Origin of the sequence: Nocardia sp. CA-107356 (assembly GCF_050946365.1) — a bacterium.
In the GTDB taxonomy this organism is placed as follows: Bacteria; Actinomycetota; Actinomycetes; order Mycobacteriales; family Mycobacteriaceae; genus Nocardia.
Genome location: NZ_CP191992.1, coordinates 9,929,652 through 9,947,074, shown reverse-complemented (window position 1 = coordinate 9,947,074; position 17,423 = coordinate 9,929,652). Strand labels below are relative to the sequence as shown.

General features: G+C 66.8%; 12 protein-coding genes and 1 pseudogene. 5 read left to right on the top strand and 8 right to left on the bottom strand.

Going from position 1 to position 17,423, the window contains the following annotated elements; all coding sequences use genetic code 11:
• Window positions 1-34: 34 nt before the first annotated feature.
• The 4 genes from ACQP1G_RS44680 to ACQP1G_RS44665 all read right to left on the bottom strand — a co-directional run bounded on the left by ACQP1G_RS44680 (window position 35) and on the right by ACQP1G_RS44665 (window position 6,650).
• Entirely contained in the window at window positions 35-4,738 is a 4,704-nt protein-coding gene (locus ACQP1G_RS44680; RefSeq protein ID WP_433209392.1) for an alpha-(1->3)-arabinofuranosyltransferase domain-containing protein, read from the bottom strand.
• Window positions 4,738-4,905: a DUF2613 domain-containing protein gene (locus ACQP1G_RS44675; protein WP_433196583.1), complete on the bottom strand. Its 168-nt coding sequence runs from the start codon at window positions 4,903-4,905 to the stop codon at window positions 4,738-4,740. Before ACQP1G_RS44675 ends, ACQP1G_RS44680 begins: the two co-directional genes overlap by 1 nt.
• A gap of 113 nt (window positions 4,906-5,018) precedes the next feature.
• A complete protein-coding gene (locus ACQP1G_RS44670) occupies window positions 5,019-6,113 on the bottom strand; it encodes an isochorismate synthase (protein WP_433196581.1) in 1,095 nt (364 codons plus the stop codon).
• Between the two features lie 57 nt (window positions 6,114-6,170).
• Window positions 6,171-6,650, bottom strand: coding sequence for a universal stress protein (locus tag ACQP1G_RS44665; protein WP_433196579.1), 480 nt, complete (start codon window positions 6,648-6,650; stop codon window positions 6,171-6,173).
• A gap of 94 nt (window positions 6,651-6,744) precedes the next feature.
• On the opposite strand from ACQP1G_RS44665, the gene ACQP1G_RS44660 reads away from it, so the two are divergent.
• The 4 genes from ACQP1G_RS44660 to ACQP1G_RS44645 all read left to right on the top strand — a co-directional run bounded on the left by ACQP1G_RS44660 (window position 6,745) and on the right by ACQP1G_RS44645 (window position 12,026).
• Window positions 6,745-8,085: an ADP-ribosylglycohydrolase family protein gene (locus tag ACQP1G_RS44660; RefSeq protein WP_433196577.1), complete on the top strand. Its 1,341-nt coding sequence runs from the start codon at window positions 6,745-6,747 to the stop codon at window positions 8,083-8,085.
• 39 nt (window positions 8,086-8,124) lie between these two features.
• Window positions 8,125-9,294 carry a glycoside hydrolase family 3 N-terminal domain-containing protein gene (locus tag ACQP1G_RS44655; protein WP_433196575.1) on the top strand — a complete coding sequence of 390 codons (1,170 nt, stop codon included), beginning with the start codon at window positions 8,125-8,127 and terminating at the stop codon, window positions 9,292-9,294.
• A 285-nt stretch (window positions 9,295-9,579) separates the two neighbouring features.
• The gene (locus ACQP1G_RS44650) at window positions 9,580-10,179 is read left to right on the top strand and encodes a TetR/AcrR family transcriptional regulator (RefSeq protein ID WP_433196573.1); all 600 of its coding nucleotides are present in this window, start codon (window positions 9,580-9,582) and stop codon (window positions 10,177-10,179) included.
• Between the two features lie 404 nt (window positions 10,180-10,583).
• On the top strand, window positions 10,584-12,026 hold the full coding sequence (locus ACQP1G_RS44645; RefSeq protein ID WP_433196571.1) for a DUF5685 family protein: 1,443 nt from the start codon (window positions 10,584-10,586) through the stop codon (window positions 12,024-12,026).
• A 276-nt stretch (window positions 12,027-12,302) separates the two neighbouring features.
• On the opposite strand, the gene ACQP1G_RS44640 is transcribed toward ACQP1G_RS44645, so the two are convergent.
• Window positions 12,303-13,172 carry a MaoC/PaaZ C-terminal domain-containing protein gene (locus ACQP1G_RS44640; RefSeq protein ID WP_433196569.1) on the bottom strand — a complete coding sequence of 290 codons (870 nt, stop codon included), beginning with the start codon at window positions 13,170-13,172 and terminating at the stop codon, window positions 12,303-12,305.
• On the bottom strand, window positions 13,169-14,527 hold the full coding sequence (locus tag ACQP1G_RS44635) for a 3-oxoacyl-ACP reductase (protein ID WP_433196567.1): 1,359 nt from the start codon (window positions 14,525-14,527) through the stop codon (window positions 13,169-13,171). The genes ACQP1G_RS44640 and ACQP1G_RS44635 overlap by 4 nt, the downstream gene beginning before the upstream one ends.
• Before the next feature lie 247 nt (window positions 14,528-14,774).
• On the opposite strand from ACQP1G_RS44635, the gene ACQP1G_RS44630 reads away from it, so the two are divergent.
• On the top strand, window positions 14,775-16,091 hold the full coding sequence (locus tag ACQP1G_RS44630; RefSeq protein WP_433196565.1) for an acetyl-CoA C-acetyltransferase: 1,317 nt from the start codon (window positions 14,775-14,777) through the stop codon (window positions 16,089-16,091).
• Window positions 16,092-16,171: 80 nt separating this feature from the next.
• Here ACQP1G_RS44630 and prcB read toward each other — a convergent pair whose 3' ends face one another.
• A complete protein-coding gene (prcB, locus tag ACQP1G_RS44625) occupies window positions 16,172-16,972 on the bottom strand; it encodes a proteasome subunit beta (protein WP_433196563.1) in 801 nt (266 codons plus the stop codon).
• A gap of 33 nt (window positions 16,973-17,005) precedes the next feature.
• Window positions 17,006-17,416, bottom strand: a pseudogene (locus ACQP1G_RS44620) (SDR family NAD(P)-dependent oxidoreductase); the annotation flags it as partial.
• Between the last annotated feature and the right edge of the window lie 7 nt (window positions 17,417-17,423).

Here is a 17,423-nt window from a genome sequence, read left to right as displayed (position 1 = left end):
CGCTAGCAGTGCTGTCCGGGCGTACCGGTGTCACCTAACGGTCTTTCCGCCGGGCAGGGAGCGCGGCGACGCCGACCGCGATCACGGCAAGTAGTGCTGGCAGTTGCACCCACAGCGAGCCGCCCATGTACCCGCCTGCGGCACGCCACGGTCCGGTGGACAGGGCCGCCGCAGCGGCGACGGTGCCGAAACCAGCAACAGCGACAAGGACTTTCGGCGTCATCCATGTGGAGAACCGAGCGGCGGCGAGCACGACCACGGTGAGCACCGTGCCGACCGGCCCGCCGATGACCGTTGCGACAGCAGCGATCCCGAGCGCACCGAGAATCCGATTGCCCCAGGTGGTCGGTGGCCCGTCCACAGTTCGATCAGCTGCGCTCACAGGCGAGTCGGCCGCGTTCTCGTGTGAGTCGGCCGCGTTGGCGGTGGAGTCGGTCGCGTTGGATTCGGAGTTGGCCGCGTGTGCGGTGGAATCGGCTGTGTTGGTGGTGGAGTCGGCTGAGTGCGCGGCGGAATCGGCTACGTTGGCGCTGGAGTCGGCTACGTGTGCGGAGTTGGCTGCGTTGGCTTCGGAGTTGGCCGCGTGTGCGGTGGAATCGGCTGTGTTGGTGGAGTCGGCCACGTGTGTGGAGTCGGCTGCGTCGGGAGCGCTCGTGCTGGAGCGGGCCACGTGTGCATCGGAGTCGGGAGCGTGCGCATCGGAGTCGGCCACGTACCCGTTGACGTCAGCGTGGCTATCTCCACTAGTCGGATTTCCATCAGCGTCGGCGCTCGCGCGGGAAGTCTGCTTCGGACCAGCGGCCGTCGGGATCCGGCCGCGTGGGATGGCGAGCAGGACCAGCGGGATGAGCAGCAGCAGACCGCCGAAAATGCTGAGGCGGTACCACCGGTCGATGGGGAAGGAGATGGTGATCGGTCCGGATGGAGCCGATCCCGACTTGTCCGGCAGCAGCCAGCCCTGCTGCCATCCGTTGACCACGATCGGTGCGGGCGCACTGCCGTCTGCGGCGCTTGCCCGCCACCCGTCATTGGTGCTGAGCGGCAGGACGAGCAGCTGTTGCGGTGGCGTCGCGCGATCCGAAGGCCCAGCACCGGCAGTGGTGAAATCGGTTCGGTTCAGGCGCAGCCGGTCGACGAAGAACAGCTCTGTCGGTGCGACCGTCACATCGGCGTGTCCTACGGGCACCGCGATCCGGTCGGCTCCGGACCCGGAGCCGACCGCATCGGCGAGGTCGGCGGGAAGTTCCGAATTCGTGCACACCTGCGCGGGAACCGGTGCACCAGAACGCAATTCGCCGACCGTTGCCGTGACGGTGGTATGTACGAATCGTCCGCCGAGTGCAACCGTCGGGCCCTGCGCACACGGGATGGTGATCATCCGATCCGGCCCGGCGGGCGCCGGATAGTCCGGTCCGAGCACCGACACCTCGGCGAGGCCGGGCGGCTGTGCGACGGCGAAACCCAGCGCGGTGCGATCGAGGACCGGCCGCCAGCTCTGGATGCTCAGTTCGATGCGATCGGTCACCGTGGGCTGCAATGAGATTCGGGTCGGCTCGCCCGGTTCGAGTTCACGAACCTGCGGGCCGTTGCCCAGATTCACGGCCACCGACAGCGGTGCGGCGGGCAACCCGCCGAGTGACGGCGTCAGGTCCAGCCCCGTCACCAGTGCGGGCTCGGGCAGTTCCAGCGTGAGCGTCGGTTTGCCGCCTGCCGTATTCCGCACCGAATCCTCCGGCGCCGTCCAACTCGTCCGCGGATCCCCATCGGTCGCCGCGAAGGCCGATCCGCGGAGATCGCCGACATCGGCCTTGCCGCGCGCGACGGGACGCGTGTGGTCGGTGAGCAGCGCCTCCAGCGCGGGGCCCTGGCGGGTTCGCACCGTCAACTGCGGCGTGACGGTCATCGGTTCCGGCACCGACAAAGTGCGTTCGAACGCACCGGGTTCCTCCGGTGCCAGGGCGAGTCCCTTACTGCAGCGCACCCGGTCCGGTGCGTCGAAACAGGCACTGCGACCGGGGAATTCCTGACCGAGGTCCCAGGCCTGGACCTGCGCGCCCGCCGGGGTGGGCGGCAGCACGGTTCGGTGCCGGATATCGACCCGCACCGGCGCGGTGCGGACGGTGTAGTCGTCCAGCGTCAGTTCGCTGATGCCGAATTGCCCACCCCGCGTGCCGTCTTCGGTGCGGATGGCGGTGATGCTGAGCCAGTCGGTCTTCCCCGCGGGCAAGGAAATCGATACCGGGACACCGGGTTCGGCAATCCTCGCGGAGACACTGCCGTTGGCGGTGTGCACCTCGACCCACTTCACCGGGTCGCCGATTGCCGCCGCGCTGGTGGTCAGGAGCAATAGCCCCGAGCTGATCGGCTGGTCGAGATCGAGCCGAAGCCATTGTCCCAGTGCGTGTTCGGCGCCATTGCTGATCCATGCCGTCGACGGATCACCATCGACTACCGCGGCGGTTGTACTGCCCGGCGCGGATCCGCCCAACTGGGTGGCGTCGGCGGCCGAACTCGATGCGGTGACCGTCGCGCCCGACCATTCACCGCGCACCAGCTCCGCGCCGGGGACGGGATAGTCGGGCACCAGATTGTGCGTGCGGCGGGCATCGTCCGGTGCGCGTAACGCCGAATTGTGGTTGTCCACCCGGCCGAAATCGGCCTCCCGTGCCATCGGCGTATCCGTGACGGTCAACGGCCCGATCGGCAGTCCCGCCGCGGCCGCATCGGATGCGAGAAGCATTGGGGCGGTACCGGAATCACGATGCAGCCGTTCGAGCACCTCGGGCCCGCCCTGAACTGTCCCGACCGTGGCCAACGGCACCGTGTAGGCGCCCGGGAACGACGTCGGAGCACCCGTGCCGCTGCGTATTTCGGCGGGCGCGCCCGCCGACCTCGCCTCGACCCGATAGATCTCGATCGCCGGATAGGCGGGCCGCAGATCACCATCGGCGACCAGATCATCGGATATGACCGCCGTCCTGATCGGGTTGCCGAATTCTGCCACCTTGCTCAATCCCGGTGAGCCCTCGATCGCCTGATGTGCCAACATCGGCCGGGTCGAACGCGACGTGTCCGGATCGAGATCGTTGCGCAACACCAGGATTCCGATGCCCTGCTCGGCCAGTGTCGCCGCGAGACCGGTCGAGGGCCTGCCATCGGCGATCAACCGTTGCACCGAATCCATCGCGCGGATGGTGCCGGGCGGATTCAGCGGCACCGCGTCGCGAATCGCCCATGGCGTACTTGCCAGTGCTTGCAGCGGCTCATCACGCGTCAGCCCCCACACCTGGCTGCCGAAGGGCGCGCCGGGCACCACCAGGGCTCGGGTATCGGCGGCATGGTCGGACAACCACTGCGCGGTCTGCTTCCAATACCCGGGCACCTCGTCGTACGCGCCGCGCGGCGCCAGTTTTCCGGTCCACGCCAATGAGGTGGACAGTGCGAGCGCGGTGAGGATCAATGCCGCGACCGCGACCGACCTGTCCCGTTCGGGATGGGCGAAGGCGCTGCGCCATACCGGCATCGGTACCGACGCGGGCAATGGCACCTTGGTCAGCAAATGAGCGAGGCCGAGCACCAAGGGAATGCGGATCAGCGGCTCCAGCTTGTGCACATTGCGCAGCGGCGCGCCACCGGCATCGAGGAATACCCGCACCGAATCCGCGAACGGCCCACTCAACTCGCCGACATATCCGGCACAGATCCCGACCAATCCGACCAGCAGGATCAGCGCGAGCCGTCCGCGATACGGCATGGACCGCATCGCCAACCCGGCCATGCCCGCTGCCGCGAGTAGTCCGGTGGCCAGCACCGCCGCGGGCTGGGTCACCAGCACCGCGCCCGCGATCCGCTCCGGCGAGACGAACGGCGTCCAACTGTCGGTGCCGCGCAGCACCTCACCCAGGGACGCCCACTGCGTGGTCACCCCCGAGGATTCGATGTAGTCCAGGAACGGCGGGCTGACCTTGCCGAGCAAAAGCAACGGCACGGCCCACCAGAACGTGGCCAGCACCAGCAGCGGAATCCAGGCCCGGGTGAACCGCCACCAGCGCCGGTTCGGCCGATACGACGCCCACCACAGCAGTGCGGGCAGAAATGCGGCGACCGTGGCCACCGCATTGACAGCGCCCATCAGTGCCAGCGCCAGCGCACTGCCCGCTGGCGAGGCCGCACCGCCGCGCATGCGCTTGTGGTAGGCGGCGCCCAATGCGGCGGGCGCGAGCAACACCCATGGCGCGAGCACCACCGGCAGCGTTTCCGACGAGATCGACCCGAGCGTGGTCAGCACCCGCGGTGACAGCGCGAATGCGGCCGCGGCCACCACCCGGGAGCCACGACTGCCGATGCCGAGCGTTTCGCAGAGCCGGACGATGCCCCAGAACCCGGCGAGTAGCAGCAACGCCCACCAGATCCGCTGGGTCGCCCAGGCGGGCAGACCGAGCATATGCCCGGCCGAGAAGAATGCACCGTGCGGAAAGAAGTATCCGTAGGCCTGGTTCTGTACCTGCCCCATCGGGGCCTGGCTGCTCCACAGATGAGCGGCGCGTTCGAGGAACCCCAGCGGATTCTGCGCCAGGTCGTATTTGGTGTCGGCGACCGTCAGGCCGGGCGCCTGCAGAAAAGTGAGCAGGAACGCCGCGACGACAGTCCCGGCGAACCAGCGTCTGCCGAGCGGGGAACCGTTGAGCCGACGCGCCGCGCTACCGCTTCCGGTGCGGTCGCTCGAACCGCAGCGAATCAGCGGCTGCCGTACTCAACGTTGTTGAGTAGCGAGGAGGTGGAGTCGCTGCGCTCGATATCCGGCCGCGTGTTCTGCTGCACCGCCACCGTGATCACGAATACCGCGATCGCGCCCAGAACGGCGCCAGCGACCGCACTCGCAACACCAGGGACAGCAAACTTCATCGCGGCACTCCAATACATCGATGCAGGCACATTCTGGGCCAACCTAGCAGGGCTGCGCGCGATCACATACGTTCAGGCCAGTGATAGCCGAATGGAATATTCGGGCCGCGGCCTCAGTCGGTCGGAATCGGGCAGTGCAAACTGCTGAGCAAGGTGCGTAGCTTCGCGGTGGTCTCGTCCAACTCGGCATGCGGATCCGAGGCCGCTACGATTCCGCCGCCCGCGAAGGCACGGATCGAGCGACCGTCGGCGGACAGTTCCGCACTGCGGATCGCGACCACCCATTCCCCATCGCCGCGCGAATCACACCAACCGACCGCGCCGCCGTAAAAGCCGCGCTCCTCTTCTATATCGGCGATCGTGTCGAGGGCGAGATCGGTCGGTGTGCCACCGACCGCGGGGGTGGGATGCAGCCGGATCGCCAGGTCGAGCGCGGTTGTCGCGGGATCGCGCAGACGGCCGGTGATCGGGGTGGCGAGATGCCAGACCTCGTGGGTATTGATCAGTTGCGGGCCGTCGGGGATGGTCAGCTCCGCGCATACGGGCGCGAGCACCTCCCGGATCCAGTCGATGACGAAGGCGTGCTCATCACGATTCTTGGTGCTGGCCAACAACTCTTGCGCCTGCGCCGCATCGGCGTCCGGATCGGCGAGGCGCGGCAGCGTGCCAGCGAGCGGATGCAGTGTGACGGTCGTGCCGTGCCGCGCGACCAGCACCTCCGGGGTGGCGCCGACCAGCGTGGCACCGGGCCGACCCGCGGCAGTCAGGTCGACCGCGAACACATTCGCGTGCGGATGCCTGGTCAGCAGATGACCCGCGATCAGCTCCGGGTCCAGTGCACTATCGGCTTCGGCAAGTACCGATCTGGCGGCGACGACCTTGCGTAGCGGCTGCGCCGGATCGTTCAACTGCTCGACCAGTTTCGTCACGCGTGCGACATGTTCGGCCGGACTGGGTATTTCGGTGACAACCCGAACGGCGGGCAACTCCGGCAGCGCCGCGGGCCGCCACGGCCCGACGGTGCGTTGCGCCTGCTCGGGCACGCTCAGTGCGGCCGGATTCCGCGGATCGAACGGCAACGCCCCGACCAGCAACTCCACAGACCCGTCCCGCAGCGCCGCCACCGCCCGTGCCGCCTCGTCGAAGGCGACCCGAATCCCCGACGCGCGGACCACCCCACCGGGCTGAGCGAGCAAGAAACCGTTCATGATCCCTCGACCCTAACCCCGCAAACCCGGCGCGAAGCCACCCGAGCGACCCAAATCTCAGCGGCGCGGCTCCTTACCGGGCGGCACCATGAGCACCGGACGGTGGCAATGCTTGAGCACGGCATCGGCGACACTGCTGTGCATCAGGGCGCGAATGCCGGTGGCGCCGCGGGTGCCTGCCACGATGATGTCGACGTCCAATTCGTCGGCCGTTTCGACGATGGCGTTCCAGATCGTGGTCGTGCATTCGGCGGTGCGCGCCTCGGCGTTGAGTCCGGCGAGTTTGGCGAGGCGGACGCCCTCGGTATTGATGTAGCGCGCGTCGACGTAGGCGATGTCCTCGATCTCTTCATCGGGGACCCACTCCGGCTGCACCACACCGGAGAGTCCGGACAGTCGAGCGGCCTGGCGCACCATCGGTTCCCACGCGGTGAGCACCACGGCTCTATTCGCCGAGAGGAACCGGCCTGCGTATTCGATGGCCCGCTTGGCATTCTCGGAACCGTCATAGGCGATGAGCATTAGATCGCACGGCACGATGACCTCCTGATGGGAGTCACATGGCTACGCCACAACATTACTCCGGACAAGCACGCCCCGAGGTGTTGCCGCGCGCGGATAATCTGCGCATATGTCCAACGCGAATGAACTGGTGTTCTTCGGCAGGCACGAGATAGATCCCCGGACGCTGCTGTATTACGAATGGCGGCAACGGCTCGAATCGGGCTATCTGGTGGCCGAGTTCGAGTCCGACGTGCGGGCACTCGCCACCGCGGATCACGCCGATGCTTGCGCGTGCTGGGCGCTATTCGACCGGCTCGAAAACGCCGAGCGCGATCCCGACTGGAGCTTCGACGAGTCCGATCGACCCGAACCGACTGCGCCGCATGCATTCGAGTCCGAGGCACCGGATCTATCCGATACCGAACTGTTCGAACGGATTCACGGTGGCTGGCTGGGGCGCTGTGCGGGCTGCACGCTCGGTAAGCCATTGGAGAACGGATTTGTCTGGACGCCTGCGCGAATCCGCGTCTATCTCGAACGCGCCCGTGCTTATCCGCTGACCGACTATGTGCCCGCATTATTGCCGCCGTCGACGGAATATCCGCTGAATCCGAGCTGGCCGGTATCGGTTAAGGGCCGCATCGACGGTGCTCCGCGTGATGACGATATCGACTACACCGTGCTCGGTCTGCACCTATTGGAAACGTATGGAACGAATTTCACCCGATCCGATGTCGCGGACGCGTGGCTGGCGCATCTGCCGTTCCTGCAGACCTACACCGCGGAGCGGGTCGCCTATCGCAATCTGATCGACGGCTCGGCCCCGCCGCAGGTGGCTCGGTACCGAAATCCCTACCGAGAGTGGATCGGTGCGATGATCCGCGCCGATATCTTCGGCTATGTCAATCCGGGTAACCCGGCCCGCGCCGCCGAACTCGCCGCCCGCGACGCGGGCCTCTCGCATACAGGCAATGGTGTCTACGCGGCGATGTGGGCGGCTGCACTGGTCGCGGCCGCCTTCACCGCCGAGGGCGTAGCGTCCGCGCTTTCCATCGCCCAACAATGCATTCCGGAAGGTTCGAGGTTGCACGCCGCTATTGCCGAGGTCATCGCCGACCAGGAGAGCGGTATGTCATGGGAGCAGGCCGTTGCGGCAATCCACCGCCGCCACGACCACTACAACTGGGTGCATGCCATTCCGAACGCCTGCCTCGTGACAGCCGGTTTACTCTGGGGCGCAGGCGATTTCACCCGCACTATCGGACTCACCGTGCAGAGCGGTTGCGATACCGACTCCAACGGCGCCACCGCGGGTTCGGTCGCCGGTATCCTCGTCGGCGGCGGGATCCCGGCCCACTGGACCGATCCATTCCACGACCGGCTGCACAGTGCGGTCTTCGGCTACGACGGCAGCCGCATATCCGACCTGGCCCGCAGGACGGGGCGACTCGCCGCTAGTCGTACCTGATGCGGACCCACCCGAGCACGGCGATTACCGTGGATACCCATGCGGAAGACGCCTCTCGTCCTGCTCGCAATCCTCGCCGCCGTCGTGACCGGCTGCTCCAGCGGCGACTCCGGCTCCGCGCCGTCGAGTTCCGCGACTCCGGACGCCACGACCGGCGCCACGACCGGCGCCGCCCTCCCCACCACCGCGGCGAAGCGCGACTGCGACGCCGACTTTCTCGCGAAGCTCACGCTGCGCGAGAAGCTGGGCCAACTGCTGACGGTGGGCGTCACCGGGGCCGACGATGCCACGAACGTGGTGCAGACCTCGCAGGTCGGCGGCATTTTCGTGGGCGGCTGGACCGATAAGTCGCTGCTGGCCGATGGTCTGATCAGTCAGGTCAAGGCGGCGGCCAAGATTCCGCTGATGGTGACCATCGACGAGGAGGGCGGCCGCGTCTCCCGGGCCAAGGACCTGATCGGCCCGGTTCCGTCCGCTCGGGTTACCGCACAGACCATGACCGCCCAGCAGTTCCACGACGCCACCGTGACCCGCGGCCGTGCGCTGAAGGATCTCGGCGTGACGGTGGACTTCGCCCCCGACGTCGATGTGAGCAGCCAGCCCGACGACTCGGTGATCGGTGACCGCTCGTTCTCCGACGACCCCAAGGTGGTCACCGAATATGCGGACGCGTACATCCGTGCGATGAACGAGGTCGGCGTCGGCACCGTCATGAAGCATTTCCCGGGGCACGGCTCCGGATCGGGCGATTCGCATACCGGTGCCGTGCGCGTCCCGCCGCTGGACCAGTTGCAGAACGTCGACCTCGTTCCGTTCCGCAATCTCGTCAATTCCGGTGCCGCCGTCATGGTCGGCCACCTCGATGTCCCCGGCCTGACCACGCCCGATGTCCCCGCCAGCATCAGCCCGCAGGCCATGGCGCTGTTGCGCGATGGCACCGGCTACGGCGCCGCCCCCTTCCAGGGCCCCATCTTCACCGACGATCTCGGCGGCATGGCCGCCATCACCAGCCGGATGAGCATCGAGGACGCGGTCGAGGCCGCGCTGACCGCCGGTGCCGATAACGCGCTCTGGATCACCACCGACGCGGTGCCGCAGGTGCTGGACCGGCTGGAGCAGGCGGTGTCGAGTGGGCGGCTGAGCGCCGCTCGGGTCGATGCGTCGGTGTTGCGGATGGCGCGGTACAAGGGCGCGCTGCAGTCCTGCTGAGCTGAGCTTTTCGAGCGACCTGCCAGCGGTCGCTGTGGCCGACCCATTCGTGCGATCTGTACGTAGTCGCTGCGGCCGTCGTATGTTGTACAGCCGCGCTATCGCCGGACACCCGTAGTATCGCTCTGCTGGACGGTTGAACAGCTGTGTCAGCGAATCCAAGGACATCGCGGTCCGAAGGATGCAGCTCAGCGCCGCCAGTGCGGTGAAGTTACGAACGCGCAATCCAACCCGCCGAACTTACCTTGGAGTAATATAAGAGTTTCACCATTGGTAGGAGAGTGAATGGCGGGCGGGACGAAGCGACTTCCTCGGGCGGTTCGTGAGCAGCAGATGCTCGACGCCGCTGTCGAGGTCTTCTCGCGTAAGGGGTTCCACGACACGTCGATGGACGCGATCGCCGCCGAGGCGAAAATCTCCAAGCCGATGTTGTACCTCTACTACGGCTCCAAGGATGAACTGTTCCGTGCCTGCATCCAGCGGGAGGGACTGCGCTTCATCGAATCGGTGGCACCCGCGGGCAACCCCCAGCTGTCTCCGCATGAGCAGGTCCGCACGGCCCTCGAGGGTTTCCTCGGCTTCGTCGACCACAACCGCAACTCCTGGCAGGTGCTCTACCGCCAGGCGATCGGCCAGCAAGCCTTCGCCTCGGAAATCGAGAACGCCCGCGAACGAGTCATCGAACTAACCGCCAAACTTCTCGAATCCAGCGCAAAACACGCCGACCCCGGCACCAACTTCGACGTAGTCGCCGTAGCCGTAATCGGCGCGGGCGAAGCAATCGCCGACCACGTAGCCAGCGGCCGCATCGAAGTATCCGAAGCCGTGGACCTCCTCGACGACCTGGCCTGGCGCGGTCTGGCCGGCCGTAAGAAGGCCGAGTAGTCCCGAGGTTTCGCTCAGGTGCGTTCAGTGGCCGATCGAGGTGTCCGAGGCGGTAGACCTCCTGGACGACTTGACCTGGCGGGGTCTGGCCGGCCGTAAGAAGGCCGAGTAGTCCCGAATCACCCAGTGCGGCCGGATCGAGGTCATCGGGCCTGGGCCCCCGGCTGACTTGGTCTTGACCGTTCCGCTGGTCCGCCGCCCCGCCCACCCAGTCCAGTAGCGGAAGGGCCAGTTGTCGAGGGGCTGTGAAATGGCGGCTGGGTCGGGGGTCGACAACCACCATTTGAATACCTTCGATAGCCGGTCGGCTTGCCCGGATGTTAACGGGCTGCGAGAGTTTCGGAGATCAGAAGTACGGACCGGGCGAGTCGGAGCGGCCGGGGAACGGGGCGGAATTGTTCGGAATGCTGCGGCCGTGTGCGCACGCTGCCGAGAAGTACGGAATCGATGCGGCCGAATGGCGCACCCATATGTGCGGGCTATGCCTCGGGTTGCGGGATGGGCACGGGCAGTTGGCGCGGGCCGCGACCAATACCGATGCGATCGTGCTCAGTGTGCTGACCGAGGCGCAGATGTCCGGTCCGATGGCGCGGACCACGGCGGGGCCGTGTGCGCTGCGCGGGATGCGGCGGGCCGAGGTGGCGGCCGCGAATTCGCCGGGCGTTCTGCTCGCTTCCACTGCGTCACTCTTACTGGGATCGGCCAGGATTCGCGATCATGTCGATGACGGTGACAGCTCCGCACTCACCCGGCGTCCGATGACGAAGGTGTCGAGCCGCTGGGCGGACCGCGCGCGATCGCAGGCATCCCTGATCGGCCTGGACGTGGAACCGCTTGTCGCCGCGATCAATTCGCAGGCCAACCTGGAAGCTCTGGCTTTGTCCGGTGCCGGTCGGTCGGGTAGGGACGGATCGGCTGCCGCCCGGTCGCTCGGGTTCGGTCCGATCGAATCGGCCGCCACCCCCTCGCGCGGATTGAGCGGGGGTGAATCGACAGTGCGCGCCCTGATCGGCGCAGTCGGGGGCCGAGTGCCCAATGCCGAAGAGTCGAGCTGGGAAAATCTGACTTCCGCAGTTTCTCTCGACGATCTGACCGCACCGACGCAGATCTGCGCCGCAGAACTATTCGCCCACACAGCGGTTTTGGCCGATCGTCCGGAGAACATCGCCGCATTGCGCGAGGCGGGTAGGCATTTCGGTCGCATCGCACACCTCGCCGATGCCGTCGAGGACTTCGACGAGGACCGGACGCGCGGCCGCTTCAACCCCCTCGCAGCGACCGAAACCTCCATGCCAGAGGCGTACGACATACTGCGGCAATCCGATTCGCAGCTGCGCGCGGCGGTCGCCGAAGCCGGACTGGACCAGGTCCCCGTCATCCGTTGGATGTTGCTCGACCCGCTGCGCGGACTTGTGCGCCGCATCGGCCGCGGCGTGGGTGCAACCGCCCACGCCTGCAACCTATCCCGGGACACTGCGACGCTGCAGCAGCCATTGCCGTTGGGGACTGCGATGCCGCAGCAGCCATTGTCGTTGGTTACCGTGACGCCGCAGCACCCGCTGCCGCTGAGCACCGCGACGATGCAGCATCCCCTACCGCCGGATGTCGATTTCCGGAAGCCGCCACGTCGCCCCGGAATCGGCGCGGCGCTCGCCATCGTCTTCGGCGTCTACTGCACCGGCTACGCCTGCTGCGCCGACCACACCAACCCCTGCAACGGCCACCGCAAGGAAGCCTGGATCAAGAAGTGCGACTGCGGCGATTGCTGTGATTGCTGCGACTGTAGCTGCGACGGTTGCGACTGCTGCAGCGATTGCGGCTGCTGTGATTGCGGCTGCGACTGCTGACCCTCTCGCACCCGTTCTGCCAAGGCATGCTGGCCGGTCTCGGCTGTCGGTGTCGCGTGTCTGCTGGGATGTTGTGCGCTGGCTGGTCTCGGCTGTCGGTGTCGCGTGTCTGCTGCGACGCCGCGCACCAGCCGGCCCGGCCGTCGACGCCGCGCACCTGCCTGCCCGCCGCGCACCGGTTTGCATTGGCAAATCCATGCGCGGGAGGCGAACTCGTGTGCCGCAGTCTGGAAACGCAGAAGCCGCACCCTGTTCGGGTGCGGCTTCTGCGTCGGCTCAGCGCAGGGTGGCCGTGAGGTGGGGGTAGCCCTTCTTCGGATGCAGCAATGCCAGATCCCAGCCACCGGCGGCCTGATCGGCGTACACGTTCACCGTGGACGGCAGCAGAATCGGCTTACCGAACTTGACCGCGTAGGTCGCCTGTTCGGGAATCCGGCCCTCGATATTCGAGAGGACATTCGCGGCCGACCACATGCCGTGTGCGATCGCCTTCGGGAATCCGAATGCTTTGGCGCCCAACGCCGAGGTGTGGATCGGATTGTGGTCACCAGAGGCGGCCGCGTACCGGGTGATCGTCTTCTGATCCACCCGAATGGTCCGCATCGGCGGCGGCGGAACCTCTTCCGGCTTGGGCTCACCCTTCGGCTCGCCCGAGAGCGAGGTGCGCTGCTGGTGCAGGAAGGTGGTGACCTGACGCCACACCAGTTCCCGGCCGACGTTCACCTCGGTGATCGCGTCCACGAGCAGCCCCTTCGGGTGCTCGCGCAGGTTCTCGACATGGGTGGTGAAGTCCAGCGGTTCGCTCACCGAGATCTCGCGGGTGCGCTCGATCCGGTTCTGCGCGTGTACCGCACCCACCGCGACGAACGGAAAGTCCCGTGCCACCACGAGTTGCATCGCCAGCGGGAAGCTGAGGATGAACGGGTAGGTCAGCGGTAGTGCATCGCCGAACCGCAGTCCGGTCGCCCGGCAGTACGCGGCCAGGTGATCCGGATCCACCCGCAGCCCTTCCAACCGCACGACGCGATCGGGCACGGTCGACTTGCGCGCCGAGATCAGCGGCACCGGTACCGCACCGAGCGCGGCCTTGACGAAAAGGCTGCTGTTCTTGGGAGGTTCGGTGAGCGTGATCGTCTCCGTCATCATGCTCCGATCAGGCTCTGCCCGCAGACCCGAACCACATTGCCGCTCACCGCATTCGATGCCGGGCTGGCGAAGTAGGCGATGGTCTCGGCGACGTCGATGGTCTGTCCGCCCTGCAGCAGCGAGCTCATCAGCCGACCGGCCTCGCGGGTGGTCAGCGGAATGGCCGCGGTCATGGCGGTTTCGATGAAACCGGGCGCGACGGCGTTGATGGTGATGCCCTTCTCGGCCAGCTTCGGCGCCTCGGCGTTCACCATGCCGATGACACCGGCCTTCGAGGCGCCGTAGTTGGTCTGGCCGCGGTTGCCCGCGATGCCCGCGATGGAGGAAACGTCGATCACGCGGCCGCCCTCCTTCAGCGTGCCACGAGCCACCAGGCCCTCGGTAATGCGGTGCGGTGCGGCGAGATTCACGTTGATGACCGAGTTCCAGCGGCCCTCGTCCATATTGGCGAGCAGCTTGTCACGGGTGATACCGGCGTTGTGCACGATGATATCGATGCCGCCGAAGCGTTCGGTCGCGAATTCGGCCAATTTCTCCGCAGCGTCCGCCGCGGTCACATCGAGCGCCAATGCGGTGCCACCGACCTTGTTCGCGGTGGCCGAAAGGGCCTCACCGGCGGCGGGGATATCGGCGACGATCACGGTCGCGCCGTCGCGGGCGAACACCTCGGCGATGGTCGCGCCGATACCGCGCGCCGCACCGGTCACCACGGCGACCTTGCCGTCGAGCGGCTTATCCCAGGCGGCCGGAGCGAGCGCGTCGGCCTTACCGACCCGGATGACCTGACCATCGACGAACGCCGACTTGGCCGAAAGCAGGAAGCGCAGTGTGGATTCCAGCCCGGACGCGGTCGCGGACGCCTCCGGATGCAGGTACACCAGCTGGGCAGTGGCGCCGCGCAGCAGTTCCTTGGCGACGCTGCGGGTGAAGCCTTCGAGCGCGCGCTGGGCGATCTGCTCGTCGACGGTCGCGGTCAGCTCGGGAGTGGTGCCGATTACGACGACGCGGCCGGATGCGGCGATGCTGCGCATAGCGGGCTGGAAGAACTCGAACAGTTGCGACAGATCCTCGATCGTTCCGACGCCGGTTGCGTCGAATACCAGCGCGCCGTACTTCTGGCTGGAGGCGGGCGCGTCGGCGAAGGTGTAATCCGACAGCAGGGTGCGCACCGGCTCGGCGACGCGGCCCTTGCCGCCGAGCAGTACCGGACCGGGCAGCGGCGGCTCACCGGCCTTATAGCGGCGCAGGCTCTCCGGCTGCGGCAACCCCAGCTTGCTCGCGAGGAATTGACCGGGAGCCGAGTGTACGAACGATCCGTAGAGGTTGGGAGCACCCTTACTCTTGCTGGCTGCCACTGTTTCTCCCTTTTCTGTGTCTCGTGTGTCGTGGTTTCGGCTCGCCGGTGGCTGCGCTGCCGAATGGTCTGCTCGCTCACTACATGCCCCCGGGGCGAATTTACGCACACTTCCGGGGTGCGGTGTCGACAATAAACTTACTCCAGAGTAAGTTTAAAGTAAACCAACCGCGACGGGGCGCCGATCTGCGCGGAGACTTCCGCGCCGAACGGCCCACCGGGCACCCGACGAGACCTTGGAGACTCGAGTGACAACCAAAGCCCGTTCAGCGAAGAGCACGGCAAAGCAGGCCCCGCGCCCGGTCGCCATCGTGGGCGGCAACCGGATTCCGTTCGCCCGCTCCGATAAGGCCTACGCCCACGCCTCCAACCAGGACATGTTCACCGCCGCGCTGGACGGTCTGGTCAGCCGGTTCGGCCTGCAGGGCGAGCGCCTCGGCATGGTCGCCGGCGGCGCGGTACTCAAGCGCGTCGGCGAGCACGGCATGATCCGCGAGAGCGTGCTCGGCAGCAAGCTGTCCCCCTACACCCCGGCCCACGACCTTCAATTGGCTTGCGGCACCGGCCTGCAGGCGATCGTCACCGTCGGCGACGCGATTGCCGCCGGTCGCATCGAGGCCGGTATCGGCGGTGGCACCGACACCACCTCCGATGCCCCGATCGGGGTCAGCGAAGGGATGCGCGAGTGGATGCTCGACGCGAACCGCGCCAAGACCACCAAGGACCGCCTCAAGCTGGTCGGCCAACTGCGCCCCGGCATGCTCGGCATCGAAATCCCGCGCAATGCCGAACCGCGCACGGGCCTGTCCATGGGTGAGCACGCCGCCATCACCGCCAAGGAATTCGGCATCGCGCGCGAGGCCCAGGATGAACTGGCCTACCTGTCGCACAAGAATATGGCCGCCGCCTATGACCGTGGCTTCTTCGACGACCTGATCACCCCCTTCCTCGGCCTGACTCGCGACGACAACCTGCGTCCCGGCTCGACCATCGAGAAGCTGGCCACCCTGAAGCCGGTCTTCGGCGTCAAGGCCGGCGATGCCACCATGACCGCCGGTAACTCCACCCCGCTCACCGACGGCGCCTCCGCGGTGCTGCTGTCCAGCGAGGAATGGGCCACCGAGCGCAAGCTGCCGGTGCTCGCGCGTCTGGTCGACTCCGAGGTCGCCGCGGTCGATTACATCCACGGTCCCGACGGGCTGCTGATGGCGCCGACCTACGCGGTACCGCGCATGCTGGCCCGAAATGGCCTGACCCTGCAGGACTTCGACTACTACGAGATCCACGAGGCCTTCGCCTCGGTGGTCCTGGCCACCCTGCAGGCGTGGGAGTCGGATCAGTATTGCAAGGAGCGCCTCGGCCTGGACGGCGCGCTCGGCTCGATCGATCGCAGCAAGCTCAACGTCAACGGTTCCTCGCTCGCCGCGGGTCACCCGTTCGCCGCGACCGGCGGGCGCATCGTGGCCGCCACGGCGAAGATGTTGGCGGAGCGGGGATCCGGCCGCGCGCTGATCTCCATCTGTGCCGCTGGCGGCCAGGGCGTCGTCGCGATCCTGGAGCGCTGAGCGCGAAAACACCTGTCAGCGGGCGGTATTCGGTCCTTCCCTCGACCGAATACCGCCCGCTGGCTGGGTAATCGGGGCGATCAATCGCGCGCCATTGTGGCACGATCCTGGACCAGTCCGCGGGTGATCTCGGCAAGTCGATCCGCGGGAACCTCCACGGCGCCTTCGGAATTGATGACGACCACGGTCGGATAGATGCCGCGGGTGAGATCCGGTCCGCCGGTAGCGGTGTCGTCCTCGGCGGCGTCGAAGAGCGATTCGACGGTGATCCGCAACGCCTCGTCCTCGTCTATACCGCGGCTGTAGGTCTTCTTCAGTGAGGACTTCGCGAACAGTGAACCGGAGCCGACCGCGGTGTAGCCGAAACGCTCCTCGCTGCGACCGCCGACGACATCGTAGGAGAAGATCCGTCCGACCTTCTCCGGATCGGTGGCGCTCAGGTCGTAGCCGACCAGGACCGGGACCACCGCCATATCCTGCAGTGCGGCAGGCAGATTGTCGCGCACCATCTTCGACAGCTTGTTCGCCTTACCCTCGAACGTCAGCCCGACACCCTCGATCTTCTCGTAGTGTTCGAGTTCGACGGCGAACAACCGGATCATCTCGATGGCCATGCCGACCGTGCCCGCGAAACCCGCCGCCGAATAGGTGTCGGTGATGAACACCTTCTCCATATCCCGGCTGGCCAGCAGATTTCCCATGGTGCCGCGCCGGTCACCGGCGAGCAGCACACCGCCGCGGTAGGCGACGGCCACGATCGTGGTGCCGTGCGGCGCGATGTCCTTGCCGTTCACCGTGGCATTTCCGAAATGGTTGCTCGGCAGGAGCTCCGGAGCGTATCGGCGCAGGTTCTCGGAGAAGGAAGACGTCGCGTACTCCATATCTCCCACCGTAACGACTTCCCGCCCCGGGCGTCAGCGCATCGAACTCCCGGGGGCGGCGGCGAAGCGGAGAGGGCCGGGCGCGAGCCGACCGAAGAGATACCGCACCCGGGCCTGCGGCGTCACCGGGACAATCTCCCGATTCGTCCGCACCGCCTGCACGATTCGTTCGGCCACCTTCTCCTGGCCATATTCCGCAGTCGGTAGAGCTGCTGCCTGCGCTCCTCTTCCTCGGTCGAAACACCCGACATCCGGGTATTCCGAACGATATTCGTGTGTACGACGCCCGGACACATCGTGCTGACACCGATGCCGCGCCCCCGCCGATGCCGCGCGCAGGCAGTCGGAGAACATGAAAACCACTGCCTTACTGGTGGAATGGGCGCTGACCCCTGTTGCGGGGGTATATCGGGCCGTGCTCGACAGATCCACGATGTGCTCGCCGAATCGA

Excerpts from the sequence above, each read along its gene's own strand:
- ACQP1G_RS44645 (WP_433196571.1), top strand. The coding sequence starts at position 10,584 with ATGCTGCGGCCGTGTGCGCACGCTGCCGAGAAGTACGGAATCGATGCG.
- ACQP1G_RS44655 (WP_433196575.1), top strand. The coding sequence starts at position 8,125 with ATGCGGAAGACGCCTCTCGTCCTGCTCGCAATCCTCGCCGCCGTCGTG.
- prcB (WP_433196563.1), bottom strand. The coding sequence starts at position 16,972 with ATGGAGTACGCGACGTCTTCCTTCTCCGAGAACCTGCGCCGATACGCT.
- ACQP1G_RS44675 (WP_433196583.1), bottom strand. The coding sequence starts at position 4,905 with ATGAAGTTTGCTGTCCCTGGTGTTGCGAGTGCGGTCGCTGGCGCCGTT.
- ACQP1G_RS44660 (WP_433196577.1), top strand. The coding sequence starts at position 6,745 with ATGTCCAACGCGAATGAACTGGTGTTCTTCGGCAGGCACGAGATAGAT.
- ACQP1G_RS44650 (WP_433196573.1), top strand. The coding sequence starts at position 9,580 with ATGGCGGGCGGGACGAAGCGACTTCCTCGGGCGGTTCGTGAGCAGCAG.
- ACQP1G_RS44640 (WP_433196569.1), bottom strand. The coding sequence starts at position 13,172 with ATGATGACGGAGACGATCACGCTCACCGAACCTCCCAAGAACAGCAGC.
- ACQP1G_RS44670 (WP_433196581.1), bottom strand. The coding sequence starts at position 6,113 with ATGAACGGTTTCTTGCTCGCTCAGCCCGGTGGGGTGGTCCGCGCGTCG.